This window comes from Cryobacterium sp. MDB1-18-1, from assembly GCF_004402735.1.
GTDB lineage: Bacteria > Actinomycetota > Actinomycetes > Actinomycetales > Microbacteriaceae > Cryobacterium > Cryobacterium glucosi.
This window is the reverse complement of sequence record NZ_SOFR01000020.1, coordinates 70484-95297: the sequence shown is the minus strand read 5'-3', so window position 1 is coordinate 95297 and position 24814 is coordinate 70484. Positions and strand designations below refer to the sequence as shown.

At 68.6% G+C, this 24814-nt stretch carries 20 protein-coding genes; 7 read left to right on the top strand and 13 right to left on the bottom strand.

The features are described 5' to 3' along the window. Window positions 1-29: 29 nt before the first annotated feature. The 6 genes from dxs to dut all read right to left on the bottom strand — a co-directional run bounded on the left by dxs (window position 30) and on the right by dut (window position 9430). On the bottom strand, window positions 30-1985 hold the full coding sequence (dxs, locus tag E3O50_RS05890) for a 1-deoxy-D-xylulose-5-phosphate synthase (protein ID WP_134447994.1): 1956 nt from the start codon (window positions 1983-1985) through the stop codon (window positions 30-32). 111 nt (window positions 1986-2096) lie between these two features. After that, window positions 2097-4916, bottom strand: coding sequence for an aconitate hydratase AcnA (acnA, locus tag E3O50_RS05885; RefSeq protein ID WP_134559831.1), 2820 nt, complete (start codon window positions 4914-4916; stop codon window positions 2097-2099). 187 nt (window positions 4917-5103) lie between these two features. Next, entirely contained in the window at window positions 5104-7485 is a 2382-nt protein-coding gene (locus tag E3O50_RS05880; protein ID WP_134559829.1) for an HAD-IC family P-type ATPase, read from the bottom strand. Between the two features lie 37 nt (window positions 7486-7522). Beyond that, window positions 7523-8281, bottom strand: a complete 759-nt coding sequence (locus E3O50_RS05875) for a DUF3159 domain-containing protein (RefSeq protein WP_134559827.1) — start codon at window positions 8279-8281, stop codon at window positions 7523-7525. A 34-nt stretch (window positions 8282-8315) separates the two neighbouring features. Further along, window positions 8316-8945, bottom strand: coding sequence for a DUF3710 domain-containing protein (locus tag E3O50_RS05870; protein ID WP_134447986.1), 630 nt, complete (start codon window positions 8943-8945; stop codon window positions 8316-8318). Next, complete coding sequence (gene dut, locus E3O50_RS05865; protein WP_241975429.1) at window positions 8942-9430, bottom strand: dUTP diphosphatase; 489 nt, start codon at window positions 9428-9430, stop codon at window positions 8942-8944. The genes E3O50_RS05870 and dut overlap by 4 nt, the downstream gene beginning before the upstream one ends. Before the next feature lie 38 nt (window positions 9431-9468). Here dut and E3O50_RS05860 point away from each other — a divergent pair, with 38 nt between their 5' ends. Continuing rightward, complete coding sequence (locus E3O50_RS05860) at window positions 9469-9924, top strand: DUF3093 domain-containing protein (protein ID WP_134447982.1); 456 nt, start codon at window positions 9469-9471, stop codon at window positions 9922-9924. A gap of 9 nt (window positions 9925-9933) precedes the next feature. On the opposite strand, the gene E3O50_RS05855 is transcribed toward E3O50_RS05860, so the two are convergent. After that, entirely contained in the window at window positions 9934-10227 is a 294-nt protein-coding gene (locus E3O50_RS05855) for a DUF4193 domain-containing protein (RefSeq protein WP_134447980.1), read from the bottom strand. A gap of 198 nt (window positions 10228-10425) precedes the next feature. On the opposite strand from E3O50_RS05855, the gene sepH reads away from it, so the two are divergent. The 4 genes from sepH (at window position 10426) to E3O50_RS05835 (ending at window position 14258) form a co-directional block, all read left to right on the top strand. After that, a complete protein-coding gene (sepH, locus tag E3O50_RS05850) occupies window positions 10426-11541 on the top strand; it encodes a septation protein SepH (protein WP_134559825.1) in 1116 nt (371 codons plus the stop codon). A 154-nt stretch (window positions 11542-11695) separates the two neighbouring features. Next, on the top strand, window positions 11696-11998 hold the full coding sequence (locus E3O50_RS05845; RefSeq protein ID WP_241975428.1) for a hypothetical protein: 303 nt from the start codon (window positions 11696-11698) through the stop codon (window positions 11996-11998). A gap of 45 nt (window positions 11999-12043) precedes the next feature. Beyond that, entirely contained in the window at window positions 12044-13216 is a 1173-nt protein-coding gene (locus E3O50_RS05840; RefSeq protein ID WP_134559823.1) for a winged helix DNA-binding domain-containing protein, read from the top strand. Window positions 13217-13262: 46 nt separating this feature from the next. After that, window positions 13263-14258 carry an FUSC family protein gene (locus E3O50_RS05835; protein WP_241980937.1) on the top strand — a complete coding sequence of 332 codons (996 nt, stop codon included), beginning with the start codon at window positions 13263-13265 and terminating at the stop codon, window positions 14256-14258. A gap of 56 nt (window positions 14259-14314) precedes the next feature. On the opposite strand, the gene E3O50_RS05830 is transcribed toward E3O50_RS05835, so the two are convergent. Next, window positions 14315-14878, bottom strand: a complete 564-nt coding sequence (locus E3O50_RS05830; RefSeq protein WP_134559820.1) for a YceI family protein — start codon at window positions 14876-14878, stop codon at window positions 14315-14317. Between the two features lie 144 nt (window positions 14879-15022). Here E3O50_RS05830 and E3O50_RS05825 point away from each other — a divergent pair, with 144 nt between their 5' ends. After that, window positions 15023-15814 (top strand): oxygenase MpaB family protein, encoded by a 792-nt coding sequence (locus E3O50_RS05825; RefSeq protein WP_174774629.1) that lies wholly within the window; start codon window positions 15023-15025, stop codon window positions 15812-15814. 54 nt (window positions 15815-15868) lie between these two features. Continuing rightward, window positions 15869-17251, top strand: coding sequence for a DUF2252 domain-containing protein (locus E3O50_RS05820; protein WP_134559816.1), 1383 nt, complete (start codon window positions 15869-15871; stop codon window positions 17249-17251). 13 nt (window positions 17252-17264) lie between these two features. Here the strand turns inward: E3O50_RS05820 and E3O50_RS05815 are convergent, their stop codons facing one another. The 5 genes from E3O50_RS05815 to glgX form a co-directional block, all read right to left on the bottom strand. Next, window positions 17265-17801, bottom strand: coding sequence for a hypothetical protein (locus tag E3O50_RS05815; RefSeq protein WP_134559814.1), 537 nt, complete (start codon window positions 17799-17801; stop codon window positions 17265-17267). 92 nt (window positions 17802-17893) lie between these two features. Further along, window positions 17894-18418, bottom strand: a complete 525-nt coding sequence (locus E3O50_RS05810) for a hypothetical protein (RefSeq protein WP_134559812.1) — start codon at window positions 18416-18418, stop codon at window positions 17894-17896. Continuing rightward, the gene (treZ, locus tag E3O50_RS05805; protein WP_134559810.1) at window positions 18415-20226 is read right to left on the bottom strand and encodes a malto-oligosyltrehalose trehalohydrolase; all 1812 of its coding nucleotides are present in this window, start codon (window positions 20224-20226) and stop codon (window positions 18415-18417) included. The genes E3O50_RS05810 and treZ overlap by 4 nt, the downstream gene beginning before the upstream one ends. Continuing rightward, window positions 20223-22601: a malto-oligosyltrehalose synthase gene (treY, locus tag E3O50_RS05800; RefSeq protein ID WP_134559808.1), complete on the bottom strand. Its 2379-nt coding sequence runs from the start codon at window positions 22599-22601 to the stop codon at window positions 20223-20225. The genes treZ and treY overlap by 4 nt, the downstream gene beginning before the upstream one ends. Next, on the bottom strand, window positions 22598-24808 hold the full coding sequence (gene glgX, locus E3O50_RS05795; RefSeq protein ID WP_134447958.1) for a glycogen debranching protein GlgX: 2211 nt from the start codon (window positions 24806-24808) through the stop codon (window positions 22598-22600). Before glgX ends, treY begins: the two co-directional genes overlap by 4 nt. Between the last annotated feature and the right edge of the window lie 6 nt (window positions 24809-24814).

Here is a 24814-nt window from a genome sequence, read left to right as displayed (position 1 = left end):
TGCGGGCGAGCCGGCCCAGGGTCGCCCGGTCACTCCGCGCGGCCGCCGCGCATCGTGATCGATCCCGTGTCCGTTCGATCGGCGGGGAGCGGCCGCGCGTGCGGGAGCTTGCTGCCGAGCACCATCGCCACGACGTCGCGCGCGATGTGCTGTGGCGTGAGGCCGACCCGTTCGAGGATCTCGGCGCGGGTGCCGTGGGCGAGGAATTCGTCGGGCAGTCCGAGTTCGGTGACGGCCGTGTCGACGCCGGCCTCGCGCAGGTCCTGGCGGATGCGCGTGCCGATTCCCCCGACCCGGATCCCGTCTTCGATGCTCACGACGAGGCGGTGCTCAGCGGCGAGCCCGACCAGGCTCCTGGGCACAGGGACGACCCAGCGCGGGTCGATGACGGTCGCGCCGATCCCCTGCGCTGACAGGCGCCTGGCGACGTCGAGGCCCATGGCCGCCATCGGTCCGACCGTGACGATGAGCACGTCTTTCTGCGTCGATTCGAGGAGAACGTCGACGCCGTCGTCGAGGCGGGCCACAGCGTCGAACTCGACCCCGGTGCTGCCCTTCGGGAAACGCAGCACGGTCGGTCCGTCCTCGACGGCGACGGCCTCTCCGAGCTCCTCGCGGAGCCTGGTCGAGTCGCGCGGCGCAGCGAGACGGATGCCGGGGACGACCTGAAGGATGGCAAGGTCCCAGATGCCGTGGTGGCTCGGCCCGTCCGGGCCGGTCACGCCCGCGCGGTCGAGGACGAAGGTCACCCCGGCCTTGTGCAGGGCGACGTCCATCAGGACCTGGTCGAAGGCGCGGTTGATGAAGGTCGCGTACAGGGCGACGACGGGGTGCAACCCGCCGAAGGCTAGGCCGGCGGCGCTCGTCACGGCGTGCTGCTCGGCGATGCCGACGTCGTGCACCCGGTTCGGGAACCGTTCCGCCATCCGGTGCAGCCCGGTCGGACGCAGCATGGCCGCCGTGATCCCGACGATCCGCTGGTTCTCGGTCGCGAGGTTCAGGAGTTCGTCGGCGAAGACCGAGGTCCAGGACGGCGCGCCGGGGGTCTCGGTCGACTCCCCCGTCTCCGGGTCGATCTGGCCGACCGCGTGGAACTGGTCTGCGGTGTCCTGCATGGCAGGGTTGTAGCCCTTGCCCTTCTGGGTGATCGTGTGCACGATCACCGGCGCACCGTAGTTCCTGGCCTGCTGGAGCGCCTCGAGCATCGCTTCCATGTCGTGCCCGTCGACCGGGCCGATGTACTTGATGTCGAGGTTCGAGTACAGCGCCTCGTTGTTGGAGAATCGGGCGAGGAAGCCGTGCAGCCCGCCGCGGACACCGCGGAAGAACGCACGGGCCGGTGCGCCCATGTTGTCGAAGGCGCGGCGGCTGCTCAGGTAGGCCGCGTGATAGCTGCTGCGGGTGCGCACGGTGTTGAGGAACCGGGCCATGCCGCCGATCGTCGGGGCATAGGAGCGGCCGTTGTCGTTCACGACGATGATCAGGCGGCGGGTGTTGTCGTCGCTGATGTTGTTGAGCGCTTCCCAGGTCATCCCCCCGGTGAGCGCACCGTCTCCGACGACGGCGATCACGTGCCGGTCGCTCTGCCCGGTCATCTCGAAGGCGCGGGAGATGCCGTCAGCCCAGGACAGCGAGCTCGAAGCGTGGGAGCTCTCGACGATGTCGTGCACGGACTCCGAGCGCTGCGGGTACCCCGCGAGGCCGTCCTGCTGGCGGAGGCCGCTGAAGTCCTGGCGGCCGGTCAGGAGCTTGTGCACATAGGACTGGTGCCCGGTGTCGAAGACGATCGCGTCGCGCGGCGACTCGAAGACGCGGTGGATGGCGATGGTCATCTCGACCACGCCGAGGTTCGGCCCGAGGTGCCCGCCGGTCTTGGAGACCTCGCTGACCAGGAAGCCGCGTACTTCCGCCGCGAGCTGGACCAATTCTTCGAGCGAGAGGCGGTCGAGGTCACGCGGCCCCGTTATGGTCTCCAGCAGGCTCATCGGCAACACCTTTCGAGTACGACGTCGCGGGCAGAAAGGAACCGGCGCGTAGCTTCAACAGGAGTTGAGTCTACGCGTCGGTCCCGAACGGTTACCCGGTAATCGTGCCGGTTACGCGACCAGTGAACGAAGAACGTACTGCAGGATGCCGCCGTTCCGGTAGTAGTCGGCCTCACCGGGCGTGTCGATGCGGACCACGGCGTCGAATTCGACGGTCGCCTTGCCCGCTGCCGAGTTCTCGCTCGGGGTCGCGGTCACGTGGACCGTCTTCGGGGTGACGCCGGCGTTGAGTTCCGTCAGGCCCGCGATCGAGACGATCTCGGTGCCGTCCAGTCCCAGGGACGCCCAGCTCTCGCCGGCCGGGAACTGCAGCGGGACGACGCCCATGCCGATCAGGTTCGAGCGGTGGATCCGCTCGAAGCTCTCGGTGATGACGGCCTTGACTCCGAGGAGGCTGGTTCCCTTGGCCGCCCAGTCCCGTGAGGAACCGGAGCCGTACTCCTTGCCGCCGAAGATCACGAGCGGGATGCCGGCGGCCTGGTAGTTCTGGCTCGCGTCGTAGATGAACGACTGCGGCGCGCCCGCGACGGTGAAGTCGCGGGTGTAGCCGCCCTCGACGTCGTCGAGGAGCTGGTTGCGCAGCCGGATGTTGGCGAAGGTGCCGCGGATCATGACCTCGTGGTTGCCGCGGCGCGATCCGTAGGAGTTGAAGTCGCCGCGGGCGACCCCGTGCTGGACGAGGTACGCTCCGGCGGGGCTGTCGGCCTTGATGTTGCCTGCCGGGCTGATGTGGTCGGTCGTGACAGAGTCGCCGAGCTTCGCGAGCACCCGGGCGCCGACGATGTCGCTCACCGGGGTGGTCTCGAGCGTCATGCCGTCGAAGTACGGGGGCTTCCGCACGTAGGTGGACTCGCTGTCCCACTCGAAGACTTCGCTGTCTGGCGTCGGCAGGGAGCGCCAGCGCTCGTCGCCCTCGAAGACGGCGCCGTACTCCTTCGTGAACATCTCGGTGTCGATCGAACTGTCGATCGTCGACTGCACCTCGGCGGAATCCGGCCAGATGTCCCTGAGGAACACCGGGTTGCCCTCGGTGTCGTCGCCGAGGGCATCCGTCTCGAAGTCGAAGTTCATCGAACCGGCGAGGGCGTATGCGATCACGAGCGGCGGGCTCGCCAGGTAGTTCATCTTGACGTCCGGGCTGATCCGGCCCTCGAAGTTGCGGTTGCCCGAGAGAACGGCCGTGACGGCGAGGTCGTTCTCGTTGATCGCGGCGGACACCTCGTCGATGAGCGGACCGGTGTTGCCGATGCACACGGTGCAGCCGTAGCCAACGGTGTAGAAGCCGAGGGCTTCGAGGTCACCGGTGAGGCCGGCCTTCTCGTAGTAGTCCGTGACGACCTTGGAGCCCGGTGCGAGGGTCGTCTTGACCCACGGCTTGCTCGTGAGGCCCTTCCTGACGGCGTTGCGGGCGAGGAGCCCGGCCGCGAGCATGACGCTCGGGTTGGACGTGTTCGTGCAGGAGGTGATCGCGGCGACGGCGACGGCCCCGTGGTCGAGGGTGTAGCTCGCCCCCGCGGCGGTCTCGATCGCGACCGGGCTGGAGATGGTCCGCGGCGGGTGGCTCACGTGGGTGTGCGAGATCGCGTGGGCGCTGCTCTCGTCCTGGGCGGTGAACCCGATCGGGTCGGAGGCGGGGAAGGTCGCCTCGACGGCGGCATCGACCTGGGACAGGTCCTGGGTCGCGTAGCTCTGCAGGTCGGTCTCGAACTGGTCCTTGGCGCGGCTGAGCTCGACCCGGTCCTGCGGACGCTTGGGACCGGCGATCGAGGGGACGACGGTACCGAGGTCGATCTCGAGGTACTCGCTGAAGACGGGCTCACGGGCCGGGTCGTGCCAGAGGCCCTGCAGCTTCGCGTATGCCTCGACGAGGGCGACCTGTTCCTCGCTGCGGCCGGTGAGGCGCAGGTAGCCGAGGGTGACATCGTCGATCGGGAACATGGCGGCGGTCGAGCCGAACTCGGGGCTCATGTTGCCGATGGTCGCGCGGTTGGCGAGGGGAACCTCCGCGACGCCTTCTCCGTAGAATTCGACGAACTTGCCGACAACGCCGTGCTTGCGGAGCATCTGCGTGATGGTGAGGACGACATCCGTCGCGGTGACGCCGGTCGGGATGGAGCCGGTGAGCTTGAAGCCGACGACCTTGGGGATGAGCATGGAGACGGGCTGGCCGAGCATGGCCGCCTCTGCCTCGATGCCGCCGACGCCCCAGCCGAGAACGCCGAGACCGTTGACCATGGTCGTGTGCGAGTCTGTACCGACGCAGGTGTCCGGGTAGGCCTGCAGCACGCCGTTGACGACGCGGGTCATCGTGACGCGGGCGAGGTATTCGATGTTGACCTGGTGGACGATGCCGGTTCCCGGCGGGACGACCTTGAAGTCGTCGAAGGCGGTCTGGCCCCAGCGCAGGAACTGGTAGCGCTCGCCGTTGCGCTCGTATTCGATCTCGACGTTGCGCTCGAGGGCGTTCTCGCTGCCGAAGAGGTCGGCGATGACCGAGTGGTCGATGACCAGTTCGGCGGGTGCGAGCGGGTTGATCTTGTTCGGGTCGCCACCGAGCTCTGCGACGGCCTCGCGCATCGTGGCGAGGTCGACGATGCAGGGCACGCCCGTGAAGTCCTGCATGATCACGCGGGCGGGCGTGAACTGGATCTCGGTGTCCGGTTCGCTCGTGGGAACCCAGGCGCCGAGGGCGCGGATGTGATCGGCCGTGATGTTGGCGCCGTCTTCGGTGCGGAGGAGGTTCTCCAGCAGCACCTTGAGACTGAACGGCAGCAATTCGTAACCCTGCACCGAGTCCAGGCGAAAGACCTCATAGTCTGTCGCTCCGACGCGGAGGGTGTCCTTGGCTCCAAAACTGTTTAACGCAGACACGATGCCCTCTCCTTTGTGGAAACTGACGGGAATCCGTCCGCAGTCCCCAATCCTGACGAACGGACCAGCGCAAGGCCAGCAAGGGTAACCTAACCGGCGGCGTCACCGAACGATATCACCGTCAAACTATCTTGACGTAGAGATAACTCTAGCAGGGAGCGGCTGCCCGGTCTTCCCCTGGCGCGCCCTATTCGCGGTCGAAAACGAGACCGGTGCGCCGCGCATGCCGGTACATGAGCTCGATGCCCGCCGCTCCGAGCGCCCCGATGCCGATCCCGAAAAGCAACGGGAGGTCGAGGCGCACGTCGATGACGAAGAACGCCCGGGTGAACGGGATCGTGCACGCGAGCACCATCGCAGCGGCCATTCCCGTGACGAGGGCGAGACGGGGACCCGTGAGCGGCCGGGCGAGCACGCAGAGAATCCAGAGCGAGACAACGAAAAGCGCGATGGTCGTGACGCTCCGCGCCTCGTGGAGCGGAATCCTGCCGTAGAGGAAGAGGAACGTCACGAGGGCCGTCGCCGCGGCGATGGCGCCTGTCGGCACGGCGTAGCGGAGGATGCGGCGCAGGACCCCCGGGGTGTAGATCCGCCGGTTGGGCGCAAGCGCGAGCACGAACGAGGGGATGCCGATCGCGAGGCCGGAGACCAGCGTGAGCTGCCGGGGCAGGAACGGGAACGGCAAGGCGAGCAGGGAGGTCGTCAGGGCGATCAGGATGCCGTAGACCGTCTTGGACAGGAACAGGTTGGCGACGCGTTCGACGTTGGCGATGACCCTGCGACCGAGGCCGAGCACCTCGGGGAGGCGGTCGAAGCGGTTGTCGAGCAGGACGAGGCGCGACGCCGCCTTCGTGGCAGGGGTCGCAGACCCCATCGCGATGCCGAGGTCGGCGTCCTTGATCGCCATCGCGTCGTTGACGCCGTCCCCCGTCATCGCGACCGTCCGCCCCTGTCCCTGCAGCAGGGCGACGGCCGTCCGCTTCTGCTCGGGGCTGACCCGTCCGAACAGGCTCGTTGTTTCGAGCGCGGCCGCCAGTGCTTCGTCATCGTCGAGTTCTGCAGCGTTGACCGTCTCGCCGGCCACGCCGAGGCGGCGCGCGATCGCGGCGACCGTCACGGGGCTGTCCCCGGACATGACGATCACGCGCACCCCCTGCGTCGCGAAGTACCGCAGGGTCTCTGCCGCGTGCGGGCGCACCGATTCGCGGAACACCACGAGGCACACCGGTTCGAGGCTGGAGTGCTCCGGGTCGATCGCCGTGTCGAGGGGTGTCGTCCCGTCCAGGCGCACGAGCGCAAGGGTGCGGTGTCCCTCGGCGGCGATAGCGGATGCCGCGGCCAGCGATTCGGGGTGCGCCGCGAGCAGCCGCTCGGGGGCCCCGAAGAGCCACGACGAACTGCCGCGCCCGGGAAGGTCGAGGGTGATGCCGCTGAACTTGCGGGCGGAGCTGAACGGGAGCCGGGCGCCCACGACGGCCGCCCCCGGTTCGAAGTGCAGCCCGAGCACCCGCGCGGTGAGGTTCGCCGCATCGTCCGTGCCGATCAGGCCGAGCACGAGCCGGGCATCCGCTTCGTGCGCCGCCGACTGCACGACGAGCCTGTCGAAGTCGAGCGTGCCGCTCGTGAGGGTGCCGGTCTTGTCGAGGCAGAGCACGTCCACCCGCGCGAGCACCTCGACAGCGGCGAGTTCCTCGATGAGGACCTTGTGCCTGGCCAGCTGGATGGCGGCGAGGCCGAAGGCGAGGCTGATCAGGAGGACGAGGCCCTCGGGGATCATGCCGACGACGCCGGCCACCGAGTCGCGGAGTGCGCTTCGCCACGGAGCATCCGGCCCGGTGAAGAGCGCGTCGAGCCCGCCGTATGCCGCGATGCGCCCGATCAGGGTGAGGAGGATCACCGGGCCGAGCAGCCACGACAGCAGCACGAGGATGCGGTTGGTCGCCGCCCGGAGCTCGGAGTGGACGAGGGAGTGCCGTTTGATCTCGGCGGTGAGCCGGTTCGCATACGAGTCAGCACCCACGAACGTGAGCCGCGCGTAGCCGGAGCCGCCCGAGATGTACGAGCCGGACAGGAGTTCGTCGCCGACGACCTTGACGACCGGATCGGACTCCCCGGTGAGGAGGGACTCGTCCGCGACGAGATCGTCTCCGTCGAGAACGACGGCGTCAGCGGGCACCTGGTCGCCCGGCCGGAGGATGAGCACGTCGTCCTGCACGACCAAGCCGAGCGGGACGATGTGCGCGAACCCATCGCGCTTGACCGCGACTTCGGGAACCGCGAGGAGCGCGAGGCGGTCGAGCACGAGCTTCGCACGGACCTCCTGCACGATCCCGATCAGCGCGTTCGCGACGACGACGAGGTAGAAGAGGCCGTCCCGGTAGTCGCCGAGCACGGCGACGGCGACGAAGCACACGGTCAGGATCGCGTTGAACAGGGTGAAGACGTTCTCCCGCAGGATGTCCGCCACCGTGCGCGACGTCGATTGCCGGACGTCGTTGCCTCGACCGTCCGCGAGCCGCTCGGCGACCTCGGCGTCGCTCAGCCCATCGTGAACCCCCGCGCCGGTCATGAAGCTGCGCCGGTCACGACGCTGCCGTGGTCATGGATCAGTTCCCGGATTCACCGTCGGCGGGCGGGCTCGGACGGTAGACGGACCGCACCATCAGCCACGACACGATGAGGAGCGGCGCATACAGCGGGATGCCCATCAGGAGCTTGGTCGCGCCGAGCCAGGCGACGTTGCCTGCGTAGTACAGCGGGAGTTCCACGGCGAGGCGCAGGAGGAACAGCCCTGCCCAGAGGGCGGTCAGCAGGGTGAGCACCCGGCGCTTGGACGGGTCGGACCGCCAGTTCACGCCGTCGCCGACCAGGAAGCCGACGGCGAGGCCGATGAGCGGCCACCCCACGATGATCGAGATCACGAGGGCTCCCCCGTACACGCCGTTGATCCAGAACCCGGAGAGGTAGAAGTCCTCTGCCTTTCCGGAGAGCAAGGCGAGCACCGCGCTGATGCCGATGCCGACGAGTCCGCCGACAGCCTGCGTCACGGTCTGCCTCGCCGCGACACGCAGGCCCGCCATCACGACACCGATCACGATCGGGGCGACGAGGGAGGGAACCAGGGCCCGGGTCAGGGTGTATGTGACGAGGAAGACGAGCCCGGGCACCACGGCCTCGACCAGGCCGCGGATGCCGCCCATCGCTGCGAGCAGGGCGTGGCCGCTGATCGGCTCCCCCTCTGCCGCGGGCGAGAAGCCGGCACGTCGCGCCGCAGCGGCCATGCCGTCGGCGAACACGGCCTTCGGGGCCGGCTCCGCCGGGTGGGGGGTCTCCGGCTCGTCGCGGGATGCTGGGGTGTCCGTCATGTCGGGGCGATCTTCCTGGCGGGAACGGGTGGAGTCAGGCGTCGGACGGTTCTGCGGGGCCGGCGGGCGTGACCGGCATGCGCAGCGGGATCAGGTCGCGCGGCGGCATCGGTGCGGACCCCCGCACGACGACGATGCTGCGGAAGAGGTCCTCGATCTGCGCGGCGGCGTCCGGGTTGATGGCGCCTTCGCCCGCGATCACTCCGCGGAGGAACCAGCGGGGGCCGTCGACGCCGATGAAACGGGCCAGCCTGCTGGTTTCGGAGGCGTCCTGGCCGGTGGCTACGGGGATCTCCGCGACGAGCTCCGGACCGAACGGTCCTTCTCGCAGCGTCGTCGTGCCGCCCTGCTTGCCGATCTGGTCCGCGATCTGGTCGCGGATCTCGTGCCACAGCCCACTCGACCGCGGTGCGGCGAACGGCTGGACCTGCAGGGTCGAACCGGCGTAGTCCAGCCCGATGGCCACGACACGCTTGCTGCCCTCTTCGATCTCGAGGCGCAGGTGCAGGCCCTCGCGCGGCAGGACCTTGACGCCGCCGAGGTCGACGTACGGTCGCACCGGGTTCGCCTCGCTCTCGTCGAGGGGCCCCTCTGTCTCACGGTCCTCCGGCGCCGACTTGGGCAGTGGTTCCGGGAATTGGTCCGCATTCGCGACGTCGGTCACGGGGTGTCTCCTGACATTGGTGAGCCGGCGGTCTGCCGGCCGTTTCCCGATTCACTCACACCCGTTGATCCGAAGCCGCCCGCGCCGCGCTGGCTGTCTGGCAGCCGGTCGACGGGAATGAAAGCGGCCCGGGAGACGGGCGTGATGATGATCTGGGCAATGCGATCGCCCACGGCGATCGCAAAAGATTCGGTCTGGTCGGTGTTGAGCAGCGAGACCTTGATTTCGCCCCGGTAGCCGGCATCGACGGTACCCGGCGAGTTCACGATCGTGATGCCGTGCTTGGCCGCGAGGCCGCTGCGGGGCACGATGAACGCCGCATAACCGTCCGGGAGGGCGATCGACACGCCGGTCCCGACCAGGGCACGCTCGCCGGGGGCAAGAACACGCTCTTCAGCCGAGTGCAGATCTGCTCCGGCGTCGCCCGGATGCGCGTACCGCGGAACGATGGATGCGGTTATCAACACTTCGACGCTTTCTGCCACGTGTCGAGGGTAGTGCAGAAGTCTGATCGAATAGAGCCATGCCTGAATATCGTGAAAAACTCTGGGCCTCACCAGCCCCATTCCTCGCGACCGCACTGCTGATGCCGGCGAGCATCCTCGTTTTCGCACCGATCTCGATGCTCTGGGGAATCATCATCGCCATCGTGCTCTACGGTGCCGCGATCCTCACCCTGCTGCTGACTGCTCCGGTCGTCTCCGTCGCGGACGGTGTCTTCACGGCGGGTCGCGCGCGAATAGGAACGGAGCTGATCGGGGAGGCCGTGCCCTTCGAGGCCGCAGAAGCGACGCTCGAGCGCGGACGCAGGCTCGACGCGCGGGCCTGGCTGTTGATCAGGGGCTGGATCGGTCCCGTCGTACGGGTCCCGATCGAGGATCCCCAGGATCCGGCACCGTACTGGCTCGTCTCGACACGCCACCCAACGACGTTGGCCGCCGCGATCAATGGATCACGACGGCCGGCATCAAGTAACTAAAACGCGCTTTTAGGAGTCGCACTCCAGGCAGACCGGGCCGAGCTTGGTCTCGTGCGACATCTGCGAGCGGTGCTTCACGAGGAAGCACTCTACGCAGGTGAATTCATCGGCCTGCGGGGGCAGGACGACGACATCGAGGTCGAGGTCGGACAGATCGGCACCGGGTAAATCGAACCCACCGGGGTTGTCTGAGTCGTCTACATCCACGACGCCAGACATCTTGTCCGGTACGCGCTCCTTGAGGGCCTCAATCGACTCAGAGTCGTCTTCGGACTTTCGGGGTGCGTCGTAATCGGTTGCCATGCCCATCCATTCATTCATTTAATGCCGATTAACGAAATCAGCGGGCACAGTTTGCAACAATCCCGAAGGAATAGCAAACTCTCGCCGCTGATAACTTCGGCTGAGTGGTCAACTTACGGCACGCCCGGCGTATTCCCCGGAATGAGGGGCGTTTCATGACAGTGTTGGCGAATCAGTGATCGCGAGAGGGCTTTCGCCATGCAGGATTTGAAGGTAATCGGAGTAGAGAACGGCGCGCTGCTTGCAGCGAGCGAGGATGGTGACCGTTTTCGGATCCCCATCGACGAGGTTCTCCAGTCCCGGCTTCGCCAAACCCAGATAGAACACACCCCGAAAACAAAGCTGTCCCCGCGGGACGTGCAAGCGCACATCCGTTCCGGCATGTCGGCTGAGGACGTCGCCGCCGTGACGGGAGCCCCGATCGACTTCGTCCGTCGCTTCGAGGGTCCGGTTGTCGCCGAACGCGAGTACATCGTCTCGTGCGCCCTCGGCGTGCCCGTCCATACCGCGATCGAGCCCGATCCCGGAGAGGGATCCGCGACGTTCGGCGGCGTCATCCGCGAGCGCCTCGCCTCCCTCGGGGCAACGGACGAACGCTGGGCCAGCTGGAAGGAACCCGGCGCCGGCTGGATCGTCAAGCTTGCCTTCACCGCGGACGACATCGACCACGATGCCCGCTGGTCCTTCGAACCGAAGAAGAACGCGCTCTCCCCCCTCGGCAACGAGGCCATCGCACTCTCCCAGCAGGGCGAGCTCAAGGGCGCGCTCATCCCCCGCCTCCGCGCGGTCGGCGCGGAGACGAGCCCCGCCGACGTGTCCCGCTTCGACAGCGGCGCATTCACGTTCAAGGAGTCGCTGCCGGACGAGCTCATGAACGACACGGCGCCCCAGTTGGATCCGATCCCCTATTCCCGCTCGGCCGGAACGACGGAAGCCGTGTCCAAGGCGGCTATCAAGCGTGCCGCAGAACCGCCCAAGAGCCTGAGCGAGACCGCGGACCTGCTCGAGTCCCTGCGCCGCCGCCGCGGCGAGCGTGAAGCCGCCGTCCTCGGCTCAGGCGCCCCCGTCCCGGACTCCCGGGGCGAAGCGCCGGCACCGGGCGGACCGCGACTCATCGACGACCCGGCCCAGGCCTCCGTCGCCGACACCCCGGTCGAGGCCCCGCGTACGGACCCGACCCGCAACGCCTGGGCCTCCCAGGCTGCCACCGGGCAGCCGCGCAACACCGGCAACCTCGGAAAGCGTGGACGCGCCTCGATGCCGAGCTGGGACGAAATCGTCTTCGGCGCCCGCACCGACGACGACCTCGCCTGAGCGCTCACCCCCTCCTCCTCCCCCCGCTTCCGTTCTCCGCGGGCGGGGACCCGGCCCGGCCACGATCCGACTTCGTCGCCGTGGCTGGTATTCGGCGAGCCTCGTTGTTATAGTTTTATCGAACATACGTTCGATACGACAGGCGAGGTGATCAGTGGTCCCGATCGACGGGCAACACCCTGAACCCGTCACGGTCCAGACGAACAGCCGGGGAGAACCCCGCCGGATCTTCTGGCGCTCGCGGCGATTCCGGGTGACGGACACGCCGACCGCCCTCGTCGGCACGGCGGACTGGTGGCGCCCCTTCGCACCGAACACCTTCGGTGTCGGGCATCCGCCGCTGTGCATCGCCGGCTGGCGGTTCCAGGCGACGGCGGAGGACGGCGAAACGCACGTCTTCGACGTGCGCCATGCGACGGAAGACGACGACTGGTTGCTGCTGCGGACCTTCGACTGACCCGGCCGGTTCCACAGTGTCCCCGCCCGGCGTCATACTGGCCGCATGCCCACGCGTGCCTCCCGCTCCGATGTCCTGCGCCTCCGACTGGTGAGCCACGGGCTTTCCGGGCCCGCAGGAGAGGCCGGCGGGCCGGACGGCCCGCTCGCCGTGGTCGAGCGGATGCTCGCGGTGCAGGCCCAGGACCTTCCCGCGGCGAGCTGGGCGCTCGGGGTGCGCTCCCCAGGCACCGTCGCCGCCGACGTCCTGTCCGCGCTCGACGCCGGGTCGATCGTGCGCTCGTATCCGATGCGCGGAACGCTGCACCTGGTCCCCGCGACCGACGTCCGGTGGATGCTGGACCTCACCGCCACGAGGGTGCTCGCATCGATGGCGACCAGGCAGAGACAACTCGGGCTCGACGACACCATCATCGCCGCGGCCGCTGAGGCGGCCACCGGCCTCCTCTCCGGCGGCAGGCGCCTCAGCCGCACCCCGTTCCTCGCCGGGCTGCGGTCCGCGGGGATCAACCCCGACGGCCAGCGCGGCTATCACCTGATCGCCGCGCTCGCGCTCGCGGGGCTCGTGGTCTGGGGTCCCAACCAGGACGGCCAGCCTGCGCTCGCCCTGCTCGGCGAGTGGGCGCCCGCGCAGCGCCGCCTCGACCGAAGTGAGGGACTCGCCGAGTTCCTCGTCCGCTACCTGGATGGCCACGGCCCCGCGACCCTGCGCGACTTCGCGGCGTGGACCCAGCTCACGGTCGCTGACGCCCGGGTCGCTCTCGCGGAAGCCGGCGACCGGCTGGAGGAGCTCGAGGTGGACGGCGAGACCCTGCTCCTCCCCGCGGCCACGGAACGCGGCACCCTCGGCTTGCGACCGGCACAGCGCACGCCCGTGCTCGCGCTGCCCGGCTTCGACGAGTACCTGCTTGGCTACCGCGACCGGTCGTACGTCGTGGACGACGCCGATTTCCCGCGGGTCGTTCCCGGTCTCAACGGGATCTTCCTGCCGCTCATCGTCGCGGACGGGCGCGTGATCGGCACCTGGCGGAAAGAAACCACGCGCACCAGGGCGGCCGGACCGACCGTCGCGGTCGAGGCTGCGCCGTTCGGCACCCTCACCGCACGGCGAACCACCGGCTTCGCCAGGGCGATCCGTGACTATTCCGCCTTCACCGGACTTCCCACGACGATCACTCCCCCGACTGCCCCTTCCGCTCGAGCGGGCACGATATCCTGAACGGGTGAGAATATCGGCCCGCGTTCGATCCTCGAGCCGGATTCCGTTGCTCCAGGCTGTGAAGACCTCCCTCGCCGTCATGCTCGGCTGGGTGCTGTCGCAGGGACTCCTGCACACTGAGCTCCCGATCTTCGCCGCGATCGCGGCGCTTCTCGTCGTGCAGCCGAACATCAACCAGACCCTCGGCCGGGCGATCGAGCGCAGCCTCGGCGTCGTCGGCGGGGTGCTCGTCGCCTACGGCGTCGGCGTAGCATTCGGCAAGTCGAGCTGGATCGTGCTGCTCGCGATCGTATTCTGCATCCTGCTCGCCTGGGCGCTCCGCCTGGCCCCGAGCTCGGCGAGCCAGATCCCGATCAGCGCCATGATGGTGCTCTCCATCGGAGCCACGACGCCGGAATACGCCAGGGATCGCATCATCGAGACGATGATCGGCGCCGCGGCCGCACTGCTCGTCAATGCGCTCATCGTGCCGCCGGTGCTGCTCGCGCCCGCGCACGAGACGGTCATCCGCCTCGCTCGCGAGGTCGCGGACACCCTGGACCGCATCGTCGACGCGCTGCGCTTCCCGCAGACGCAGACGCAGATCGAGGAGATGATGATCAAGGCGCGGCTGCTCAGGCCGATGCTGAACAAGGCGGAGAAGGCCCTCAAATCAGCGGAGGAGAGCCTGACCCTGAACCCGCGCCACACCACGAACCGACGCCTGCTCGACGTCGACGAGGAGTTCTACAACCGGCTGACCTCTCTCGTGACCCGTGCGATCGGCATGACGAGGTCGCTCAGGGACCACTACGACCATTCCCTGCATCTCGAGCCGACGGTGCTCGCGATCACCGTCGAGCTGAGCCGCTCCGCGCACGACCTCCGGCTCCTCGCTGCGGAGGCGGACTATCCCGATCGGGATCACCTGCCCGTCGCGGTGGAACCGCCCGCCCTGACCGAACCGCTCCTGATCATGACGCCGCATCCGCAGCACTGGATCCTGATCGGATCGCTCATGGAGGACCTGCGGAGGGTCCGCGAAGAGATCAAGGGCGAGTAGTAGCCCAAAAAAAGGGGCCCCACCTAAGTGGGACCCCTTTTCACGAACCGGGAAGACTACGCCTGGTTGAGGACGGCCTGCAGCTCGATCGTGATGGTGACCTTTTCACCGAGGAGGAAGCCGCCGGTCTCAAGCGCTGCGTTGTAGTTGAGGCCGAAGTCGGCGCGGGTGATCTCGGTCTTGGCCGTTGCACCGGCCTTGTAGTTGCCGTACGGGTCGGTGCCGAAGCCGCCGAACTCGAAGTCGAAGGTGACGGGCTTGGTGACGCCCTTGATCGTGAGGTTGCCGTCGACGAGGAACTCGCCCTTGACTTCACGGACACCGGTGGAGACGAAGTCGATCGTCGGGTAGGTCTCGGCCTCGAAGAAGTCGCCGGTGCGGAGGTGGCCGTCGCGGTTGGCTTCGTTGGTGTTGATCGAAGCGACGTCTGCCGAGGCGGTGACGACGGAGTCGAGGGGGTTCTCGCCGGTGACGAAGGTCGCTGCGAAGGTGTCGAACGTGCCCTTGACCTTGCTGATCATGATATGGCGGATGCTGAAGCCGACCTCGGAGTGGGTCGGGTCGATGGTCCAGGTTCCGGCCTTGTAGCCCGGGATGGTCGTCGCGGTGGTTTCGGTCATGATGCTCCTCAAGTCTGCGTGACGGATGGATCGCCGCCCTCGGATACATGCAAGCGCATAGAGAGCGGGTTTATTCCGGATCGGGGAGAAACTCCCGAAATACTTTTGCCGGACTACACTCGGCCATCACAGGGGAGGCCGGTCATGCTGCAGCTTCGGGACATCGCGGGCGAAGCCGTCATGCTGCTCGCGGGCGGTCGCTCCATCCTGCTCCAGCTCGCGGATCCGGCGATCGGGCACGGGGTCGCCCACCACAGCGATTTCGAGAACCGGCCGCTCGACCGGCTGGCCGGCACCCTGAGCTACGCATACGCCGTGACCTGCGGCACTCCCGATCAGGCCAGGGCTGCGGTCCGGCGGGTGAACCGGGCCCACGTTCCCGTCGTCGGCGCGGCAGCCGGCGGGGCGCCAGCGTACAACGCCTTCACGCCCGAGCTGCAGCTCTGGGTGGCCGCGACGCTCTACGACTCGGCCGTCGGCATGTACGAACGGGTGTTCGGAGCGTTCGACGAAGGCACCGCCGAGTCCCTGTACCGGGAATACGCGGTGCTCGGCACGGCCCTGCAGGTGCCCGAAGCGCTGTGGCCGCGCGATCGGGCGGCCTTCGCGACCTACTGGCAGGAGAGGCTCGATGGGCTCCGGACGGATGACACCACCCGGGAGGTCGCCAGACGGCTCCTGTACCCCCGCAGCGGGCCGCTGCTGTTGCGCCTGGCCATGCCCCTCGCTCGCCTGGTCACCGTCGGACTGCTGCCACCCTCCGTGCGCGACCTGTTCGACCTGAGCTGGTCTCCTCGTCGGCAACGCCGCTTCGACCGGATGCTGCGCCTCACGATCCGCGTCTACCCGCTGCTCCCGAGGCGCGTGCGGCACTGGCCGCGCGACCACTACCTCGGCTCCCCCGCTCCGTCAGCCGCACGGATTCGTGTTCGCTGATCCGTTTCGCTGATCCGTGGAACGCCGCGTTTGCCGGGGCGATACACTCTCGCCATGGACAGCACGACGGACACCGTTCGCCCCACGACGACGCAGCATGAAGAGCTGGGCCGTGCAGCGCGGATGCGGCTGCCGCGATCGTCGCTCGCCGCCTGGGAGGCCCCGGCGAATCGCTCCGATCCGGTGGACCTGCTCCTGGGCCAGGCGAGCACGAGAGACCCGTCCCTGATCCCGCTGCGGCATGCCCGGATGGGCGTGTCACCGTTCACGTTCTTCCGTGGAACGGCGCTCGTGATGGCGCGGGACCTCGCCGCGCTTCCGGACACGGGGCTCGGCACCCAGCTCTGCGGTGACGCGCACCTGTCCAATTTCGGCCTGTTCGCGAGCGAGGACCGCCGCGTCGTCTTCGACGTCAACGATTTCGACGAGACCTGGCGCGGACCCTTCGAGTGGGACGTGAAGCGTCTGGCGACCTCGTTCGTCCTCGCCGCTGCCGACGCCGGCCTGCCTGCCGAGATCGGCAGGGCTGCTGCCCTCGAGGCCGCGCACAGCTATCGCAGCACGATCGCGGACTATTCGAGTATGCCCATCATGCGCGTCTGGTACGACCGGATGGAATCGAGCCACGTCGAAGCCATCATCTCCGCGTCGACGGGCAAGACCGGTCGCCGCGCGGTCAGGGACAGCGTCGCCAAGGCGGAGACCCGCGACACCTGGTCCGTCGTGCGCAAGCTCACCCGGGTGGTGGACGGGCACCGGCGGTTCCTCGACCAGCCGCCGCTGCTGACCAGGATCCCGCTCGCCGGCTCGACGGCCGAAATCGTCGAGGCGACCTTCGCCGCCTATCGCGCATCGCTCAACGAAAGCCGCAGGCGCCTGCTCGACCGGTTCCACATCATCGACTTCGCCCACAAGGTCGTCGGGGTCGGCAGCGTTGGCCTGTACTCCTGGGTCGTCCTGCTCGAAGGGATCGGACCGGAAGACGTGCTCGTGCTCCAGCTCAAGGAGGCACAGCGATCGGTGATCGACCGGAGTGACACGGCGACGGGGTCGCACGCGGGGCCCGCCCATGCCGGCCAGCGCGTCGTCGAGGGCCAGCGCCTGATGCAGGCCTCGGGAGACGTGTTCCTCGGTTGGGCGACGACCCCGCTCGGCGGGCAGTACTACGGGCGTCAGCTGCGCGACATGAAGTGGTCGCCCGATCCTGCGACGTTCACCGCGGCAGGGCTGCTCGCCTATGCCCGGCTGACCGGCACGACACTCGCGCGCGCCCACGCCCGCTCCGGAGACCCGGTGCCGATCGCCGCCTACCTGGGCCTGAGCGGCAAGGCCGACAGGGCGTTCGCCGACTTCGCGGTCGCATACGCGGAGCAGGCCACGGCGGACTACGCCGGTTTCGTCGCCGCGACCAGGTCAGGGCGCCTCGTCAGCGCTTAGTGGAAACCGTCGCCTAGAAGAAACCGTCCGGCGTGCCCGCCGCCTTGGTGACCTCATCGGTGCCGATGTGGGCTGCGGTGAGCTTGGCCATCGCCACGCGGAGTCCCGATTCCATCTGGGCAGCCCAGACCTCGGTCTCCCGGCTCGACGCGTCCGCGACGTCGGCCCGCTTGATCGCGATCTCCTTCTCGGCGCGCTCGTTCTTGACCTGCTGGATGCTCAGGGTGATTCCGTAGTACGCCGCGACCATCGACGCGATCGGAGTCGCGAAGACGGCGAGGGCGTTGATGCTCTCGCTCGAGACGCCGACGAGGATCATCACGACGAACGCCAGTCCGAGCATCCCGATGGCGGCGAGCACGACGAGCGCAGTGCGCGACGCGCCGCTCCCGCTGGCCGAAACGGCGGATGCCGGCCGAGGCTGCTTCTCCGGCGGGGCCGAGATCGCCCGGGACCCGGTCTCCGTTCCAACGACCGGGGTCACGGCCGTGTTGTCACCCGTGTTGTACGGGGTGGTGCGGTTGAAGTTCTCTGTCGGAAAATCAGTCATGGTGGTACTCCGTCATCCCTGTGGTTTCGGCACGTATGTGGTTTCGGCACGTGTGTGTGGGTCTGAAGCTGCGGGCATCCGCCCGATCCGGTTCACGTGGTCCGGCCGGCCCGGCCGGACGCGTCCGGCGGGCTCGGCACGTCGTCCGCTGCGTCGAGGAAGACCCGTTTATACGAGCGGCCGTCCGGCAGCTCGATGGTCTGGCTGGCCAGTTTACCCCGGCTCACCCGGAGATAGACCGCCTGGACGGTGATACCGAGCCTCGTCGCCGCCTCCGCGACCGAGTATCCGGGCAGTTCGGTCGGCACGGAACTCGGACGGGCCGATCGCTTCCGGCCTGCCTCGAGACGGGCGGCGATCTCGGAATCCGAACCGCTCCACCGCCACCTGGCCGCCGGTGGTTTCAGCCCGGCCGCCGCCGCGATGGCCTCCCAGCCGGTACCGGCGGCGAGGGCGTCCCGCACCGCGGTGAGGGTCGCCGGGTCGGCGTCGAGGGCGAGCAGCAGCCGGCGGATGCCGCGTACGCGGTCGAGCGGGTCCGCTGCGGAATCGAGGGCCGCGAGTGCGGCAAGGGCCGTTCCGGTCTCCGCGGACAGGAAGCCGCGCTGACCGCTCACGAGGCCGCCTGGGCGAGGACGAGCACGGAGTGCGGTGCCAGCACGACGGACCCGTCGTCCGCGCGGGAGAGCAGCGCGGGCCCGTCCGTCCCGAAGTCGAGCAGCACGGCGCCGGACCCGGCAGGCATGCGCCGGGCATCCGCTGCGAGGTTCACCAGGATCTCCGCGGAACCACGGACCAGGCGCAGCCAGGACCCCTCGGCGTCGTACTCGACACCGACCCGGTCAAGGCGCGGTTCCGTGAAGGACGGCACCTCGCGGCGCAGTTCTGCGAGCCGTCGGTAGAGGCCGAGCAGCCGTGCGGGTCCTGGACGCTCGGATTCGTCCCAGTCGAGCCGGGACCTCGTGAACGTCGCCGGATCCTGCGGGTCGGGCACGAGTGCGGGATCCCAGCCCATCCGCGCGAATTCGCTGATCCGCCCGGTCGCGGTCGCCGCGCCGAGTTCCGGCTCCGGGTGCGAGGTGAAGAACTGCCACGGCGTGGTCGCACCCCATTCCTCCCCCATGAAGAGCATCGGGGTGAAGGGGCCGAGAAGGGTCAGGGTCGCGGCGATGGCGAGCTGGCCTGCGTCGAGCGTGCCGGTCAGGCGATCGCCGGTGGCACGGTTTCCGATCTGGTCATGGTTCTGGCTGCCGACGACGAGACGCCAGGCCGGCATCCGTTGCCTGTCGATCGGACGGCCGTGCCTGCGGCCGCGGAAGCTCGAGAACGTTCCGTCGTGGAAGTAGCCGTCGGTGAGGACCTTGGCGAGGGCACTGAGCGGGGCGAAGTCGGCGTAGTAGCCGGTGGTCTCCCCGGTCAGTGCGACGTGCACGGCATGGTGGAAGTCGTCGCTCCACTGTGCGTCGAGGCCGTAGCCTCCGGCCTCCGCCGGGGTGATCAGGCGTGGATCGTTGAGGTCGGACTCGGCGATCAGGGTCAGCGGGCGACCGGCGAAGGCACTGAGCGCGGCGACCTCCCCGGCCATTTCCTCGAGCAGGTGGGTTGCCCGATCGTCGCGGAGGGCGTGCACGGCGTCGAGGCGCAGCCCGTCGACGTGATATTCGTCGAGCCACATCAGGGCGTTGTCGATGATGTGCCGCCTGACCGGATCGGAGTCCGGTCCGTCGAGGTTCAGCGAGGAACCCCAGGTGTTCCCGGCCGCCTCGCTGAGGTACGGCCCGAATTCCGGCAGGTAGTTCCCACTCGGCCCGAGATGGTTGTAGACGACGTCCTGGATCACTCCGATGCCGGCCTGGTGGCAGGCGTCGACGAAGCGCTGGTAGGCGGCGGGTCCCCCGTAGCCCTCGTGGACGGCGTACCAGAGCACGCCGTCGTAGCCCCAGTTGTGGGTTCCGTTGAAGGCGTTGACCGGCAGGAGCTCGACGAAGTCGATCCCGAGTGAGACCAGGTGGCCGAGGCGTGCTGCCGCGGCGTCGAGGGTGCCCTCCGGGGTGAAGGTACCGAGATGCAGCTCATAGATCGTGGCGCCCGCGAGCTGGCGGCCGGTCCACCGCGAGTCCTGCCAGGCGTGCGCGCCGGGGTCGAAGGTGCGGGACAGGGCATGCACGCCGTCGGGCTGGCGGCGGGAACGCGGGTCGGGGAACGGCCCTGCGCCGTCGATCACGAATCCGTAGTCACGAGGCTCTGCCCGGCCGTCGGACATCCGCAGGCGCCACCAGCCGCCCTCCGCCCTGGCCAGGGACCGGGTGACCGGTTCCCCGGCAGAGCCGGGGGCGGTGTCGCGCAGGAACAGGTCGACCGCCTGGGCGTGCGGCGCCCAGACCTCGACATCCCAGGCCTCGTTGGTGGGCTCTGCTCTGCTCATCTGCCGGCCTCCCCCGTGACGATCGGTGATTCGATCCCCTGGCCCGTGCCCTGATCCGGCACGAGGAGGGCGACCGGGTAGCGGCGCAGCAGGTCGCGCACGAGGAGGGTGCCGCCGGCGAACCGTTCGCCGGTGAGGACGTCGGTCACCGGGATGCCGGCGAGCACGATCGTGGTGTCCCGCCAGCCTCCCTGTGCTGCGAGGCCGAGCGGAAGCCGGGTGGCGACCGTGACGGCGTCGCCGCGGTCGAAGGCGAGCAGGTGTGCCACGGCGGCGCCGTATGCCGGAACGGCCGCGTGGCGGAAGAACCGTTCGGGGGCGTCGCGGCGCTGGCGCAGCGCGCGGCTCGTGACGAGCAGCTTCGCGGCGCCGGTCTCGTCGATGGGCGGCAGCCATCCGTCGTCGATACGGGCGAGGATGCCGCGGCGGACGGTGTAGTCGACGGGGCGCCGGTTGTCCGGGTCGACGAGGGAGGTCTCCCAGAGTTCGCTGCCCTGGTAGACGTCCGGTGCTCCCGGCATGGTGAGCTGCACGAGCTTGGCCGAGAGGGAGTTGCTCCAGCCCGCCTGCCGCACCCGTTCCACGAAGTCCGTGAGGGCGGCCGTGACGGCGGGGTCGTCGAAGGCCGCGGCTACCAGGGTCTCGAGCTTCTCCTCGAAGGCGGCGTCCGGGGCGTTCCAGGTCGTCGACGTTCCGGATTCGCGGGCGGCCTTGAGCGCGTATGCGCCCAGGCGTTCGCGGCTGGCCGGCCAGGACCCGACGACCGCCTGCCAGAGCAGGTTCTCGAGCGGGCCGTCGCCGAGCGGCACATTCGTGCGAAGCGTGTCCAGGGTCGCCTCCCACTCCGCGGGGATCTCGGCGATGACGGTGATGCGGGCGCGGACGTCCTCTCCCCGTTTCGTGTCGTGGGTGGAGAGCGTCGTCATCGAGTCAGGGAAGGTCGCCGCCCTGGCCTGCTGGCGCGCGTGGAAGGTATCCGCATCGATGGAGAATTCCGAGGGGTCTGCTCCGACCTCGTTGAGCGAGGTGAGCCGGCTGTAGCGGTAGTACGCGGTGTCCTCGACGCCTTTGGCCATCACCATGCCGGAGGTCTGCTGGAACCGGACGGCAGCGGGGGTCCGCGGGTCGGCCAGCACGGCCAGGAGCCGGCCGATCGTTCCGGCGAGGTCCGGCCTGCGGTCGGACGCGCGCCGTGCGGCCTCGTCGAGCAGCTCGAAGCCGAGCGGGAGGTAGGAGCGGTACACCGGCATGGCGGTGAGCAGCTCTGCGAGGGCGTCGACCGCCTCCGGCCCGGGGATCCCGGGGATGAGGCGTGCGATCCTGCGCACCTCTGAGCCCAGGATGCCGTCGGCGATGCCTCGTTTCCGCTCGGAGACGAGCTCGGCCCAGGTCTGCGGGCGGCCGTTCTCCCCCGGTTCCGGGGAATCGTCCTGCAGGCGTTTCTCGAGCGCGTCGAGGGCCGGCCGTCCCGCCGGGTCGACGAGGATCCGGTCGACGTCGGCGAGGGCGTCGTAGCCCGTCGTGCCTCTGGTGGACCAGCTCGTCGGCAGGGTCTCGTCGCCCTCGAGGATCTTCTCGACGAGCACGTACGTTCCGTCGGTCGCCAGGCGCAGCCGGTCGAGGTAACCGCCCGGGTCGGCGAGGCCGTCGGGGTGGTCGACCCTGATGCCCTGAACGAGGCCGTCCCGCACCCAGCGAACGATCTCGCGATGCGACTCGTCGAAGACCCAGGGAACCTCGACGCGGATGCCCGCAAGGCTGTTCACGGCGAAGAAGCGCCGGTAGTTGAGGTCCCGGTCGGCACGGCGCCAGTTGACCAGCGTGTAGTGCTGCCTCGAGTGCACGGTCCGGGGATCGGCGCCGTCGTCGGCCGTGCCCGGGAGGATCGGGAACCGGTGGTCGTAGTAGTGCAGCTCGTCGCCGACGATCTCGAGCCGGTCGAGTTCGCTGCCCTCTCCCGCGTCGCCGAGGGCCGGAAGCAGGATCTTTCCATCGCCCGCCGCCCAGTCGACGTCGAACGCCTCCGAATAACGGGAGTCCTGCCCGAATCGGAGCAGGTCCCACCACCAGGCGTTGCGGTGCGGGTCGTCGACGCCCATGTGATTGGGCACGATGTCCACGAGGATGCCGCGCCCGGCATCCGCCACCGCTGCAGCGAGCAGGCGGAGCCCCTCAGGCCCGCCCCTGGCGGGGTCGATGGCCGCGTGGTCGACGACGTCGTAACCGTGGTCGGAGCCGTCGGCGGAGGTGAGGAGCGGCGAGAGGTAGATCCAGTCCGCGCCGAGGCCGACGATGTAGTCGAGGACCCTCTCAGCGGCGGCGAGGTCGAAGGCCGCGGTGATCTGCAACCGGTAGGTCGAGTGCGGGATCCTCATGGTTCGACCGGGTGGTCCGGGTTGAGCGCGAGCGCCGTCGGCGTTCCGGCGAGGCCGGCGAGGGAGGCTGCCACGGAATGGTCAGGCGCGACCTCGGGCGCCTGGTAGGCACGCAGCACGACGACGGACCGGGACTTGACGGTCTGGATCGCGCCGGCCGGGCGCGGGATCGCGTCGGCGCCTTCGCCGGCCGTGTCGACCACGATCTCCCACTGCGGGGCGTAGATCGCAGGGGGCAGCCGGAATTCGACGTCCTCGGCGTCCGTGTTGAAGCACACGAGGAAGTTGACGTCGACGACGGGCTGGCCGCGATAGTCACGTTCCCGGATGCCGTCGCCGTTGAGGTACATGGCGACCGTGCCTGCCCTGCCCTCGTCCCAGTCCTCCGTGCGCATCTCCTCGCCGTCGCTGTTCAGCCAGACGATGTCGCTCAGGGTGTCGCCGTCGGCGGCGCGGACGTTGGGATGTCCGTCGAAGAAGCGGCTGCGGCGGAAGGTGGGGTGGTCCTTGCGCAGCCGGGAGATCGCGGCGGTGAATTCGATGAGCGGCTGGTCTGCCGTGTCCCAGTGGATCCAGCTGAGCTCGGAGTCCTGAGCGTAGGTGTTGTTGTTGCCCTGCTGGGTGCGGCCGAGCTCGTCGCCGTGCAGGAGCATCGGCACGCCCTGGGACAGAAGGAGGGTGGTCAGGAAGTTGCGGTGCTGCCTGGCGCGCAGGGCGAGGACTTCCGCGTCGTCCGTCGGGCCCTCCGCACCGGAATTCCAGGACCGGTTGTGCGACTCACCGTCGTTGTTGCCCTCGCCGTTGGCGTCGTTGTGCTTCTCGTTGTAGGAGACGAGGTCGGAGAGGGTGAAGCCGTCGTGCGCCGTGACGAAGTTGATCGAGGCCACCGGACGCCGCCCGGAGTGCTCGTAGAGATCCGCGGAGCCCGTGATCCGCGAGGCGAACTCTCCGAGGGTCGACGGCTCACCCCGCCAGAAGTCGCGGACGGTGTCCCGGTACTTCCCGTTCCATTCCGTCCACTGGGCCGGGAAGTTGCCGACCTGGTAACCGCCGGGGCCGACGTCCCACGGCTCGGCGATGAGCTTCACCTGGGAAACGATCGGATCCTGCTGGACGAGTTCGAAGAAGGTGGAGAGCTTGTCGACGTCGTAGAGGTCCCTGGCCAGGGCGGAGGCCAGGTCGAACCGGAAGCCGTCGACGTGCATCTCGATCGCCCAGTACCGCAGGGAATCCATGATGAGCTGGAGGACATGGGGGTGGCGCACGTTGAGCGTGTTTCCCGTGCCCGTGTAGTCCATGTAGTACCGCTTGTCGTCGTCCATCAGACGGTAGTACGCCTCGTTGTCGATGCCCTTGAACGAGATGGTCGGGCCGAGGTGGTTGCCCTCTGCGGTGTGGTTGTACACGACGTCGAGGATGACCTCGATGCCGGCATCGTGCAGGCTGCGCACCATTCCTTTGAACTCCTGCACCTGCTGGCCGCGATCCCCCGTTGAGGAGTACGCGTTGTGCGGGGCGAAGAAGCCGATCGTGTTGTAGCCCCAGTAGTTGCGGAGCCCCTTCTCCTCGAGCGTCCCGTCGTTGACGAACTGATGCACCGGCATCAGTTCGATGGCCGTGACTCCGAGTTTCTGCAGGTGGTCGATGACCGCGGGATGCGCGACCCCCGCGTATGTGCCGCGCTGCGACTCAGGGACGAGCTCCATGAGCTCGGTCAGGCCCTTCACGTGGGCCTCGTAGATGAACGATTCGCTGTACGGCGTGCGCGGCGGGCGGTCGCCGAGCCAGTCGAAGAACGGGTTCACCACGACACCGAGCATCATGTGCGACGCAGAGTCGTCGTCGTTCCGGGAATCCGGGTCGCCGAAGTTGTAGGAGAAGAGCGACGGATCCCAGTCGATCGTCCCGGAGGTGGCCTTGGCGTACGGGTCGAGCAGGAGCTTGTTCTCGTTCAGGCGGTGTCCCGTTGCTGGGTTGTAGTCGCCGTGCACCCGGTAGCCGTACCGCTGCCCCGGCTGCACGAGCGGCAGGTAACAGTGCCAGATGAACGCACTCGACTCGATGACCTCCACCCGGGTCTCGGTGCCGTCATCGTCGAAGAGACACAGTTCGACGCGTTCCGCCGCCTCGCTGAAGATGGCGAAGTTCGTTCCGGTTCCGTCGAACGTCGCTCCGAGGGGGTACGCGGTGCCTGGCCAGGTTTCCAAGGGACT

Bases quoted from the DNA above. Each gene is read 5' to 3' on its own strand.
- E3O50_RS05880 (WP_134559829.1), bottom strand. From the start codon at position 7,485: ATGACCGGCGCGGGGGTTCACGATGGGCTGAGCGACGCCGAGGTCGCC.
- E3O50_RS05840 (WP_134559823.1), top strand. From the start codon at position 12,044: ATGCCCACGCGTGCCTCCCGCTCCGATGTCCTGCGCCTCCGACTGGTG.
- E3O50_RS05860 (WP_134447982.1), top strand. From the start codon at position 9,469: ATGCCTGAATATCGTGAAAAACTCTGGGCCTCACCAGCCCCATTCCTC.
- treZ (WP_134559810.1), bottom strand. From the start codon at position 20,226: ATGAGCAGAGCAGAGCCCACCAACGAGGCCTGGGATGTCGAGGTCTGG.
- E3O50_RS05820 (WP_134559816.1), top strand. From the start codon at position 15,869: ATGGACAGCACGACGGACACCGTTCGCCCCACGACGACGCAGCATGAA.
- sepH (WP_134559825.1), top strand. From the start codon at position 10,426: ATGCAGGATTTGAAGGTAATCGGAGTAGAGAACGGCGCGCTGCTTGCA.
- dxs (WP_134447994.1), bottom strand. From the start codon at position 1,985: ATGAGCCTGCTGGAGACCATAACGGGGCCGCGTGACCTCGACCGCCTC.
- E3O50_RS05855 (WP_134447980.1), bottom strand. From the start codon at position 10,227: ATGGCAACCGATTACGACGCACCCCGAAAGTCCGAAGACGACTCTGAG.
- treY (WP_134559808.1), bottom strand. From the start codon at position 22,601: ATGAGGATCCCGCACTCGACCTACCGGTTGCAGATCACCGCGGCCTTC.
- E3O50_RS05815 (WP_134559814.1), bottom strand. From the start codon at position 17,801: ATGACTGATTTTCCGACAGAGAACTTCAACCGCACCACCCCGTACAAC.
- E3O50_RS05875 (WP_134559827.1), bottom strand. From the start codon at position 8,281: ATGACGGACACCCCAGCATCCCGCGACGAGCCGGAGACCCCCCACCCG.
- E3O50_RS05825 (WP_174774629.1), top strand. From the start codon at position 15,023: ATGCTGCAGCTTCGGGACATCGCGGGCGAAGCCGTCATGCTGCTCGCG.
- E3O50_RS05830 (WP_134559820.1), bottom strand. From the start codon at position 14,878: ATGACCGAAACCACCGCGACGACCATCCCGGGCTACAAGGCCGGAACC.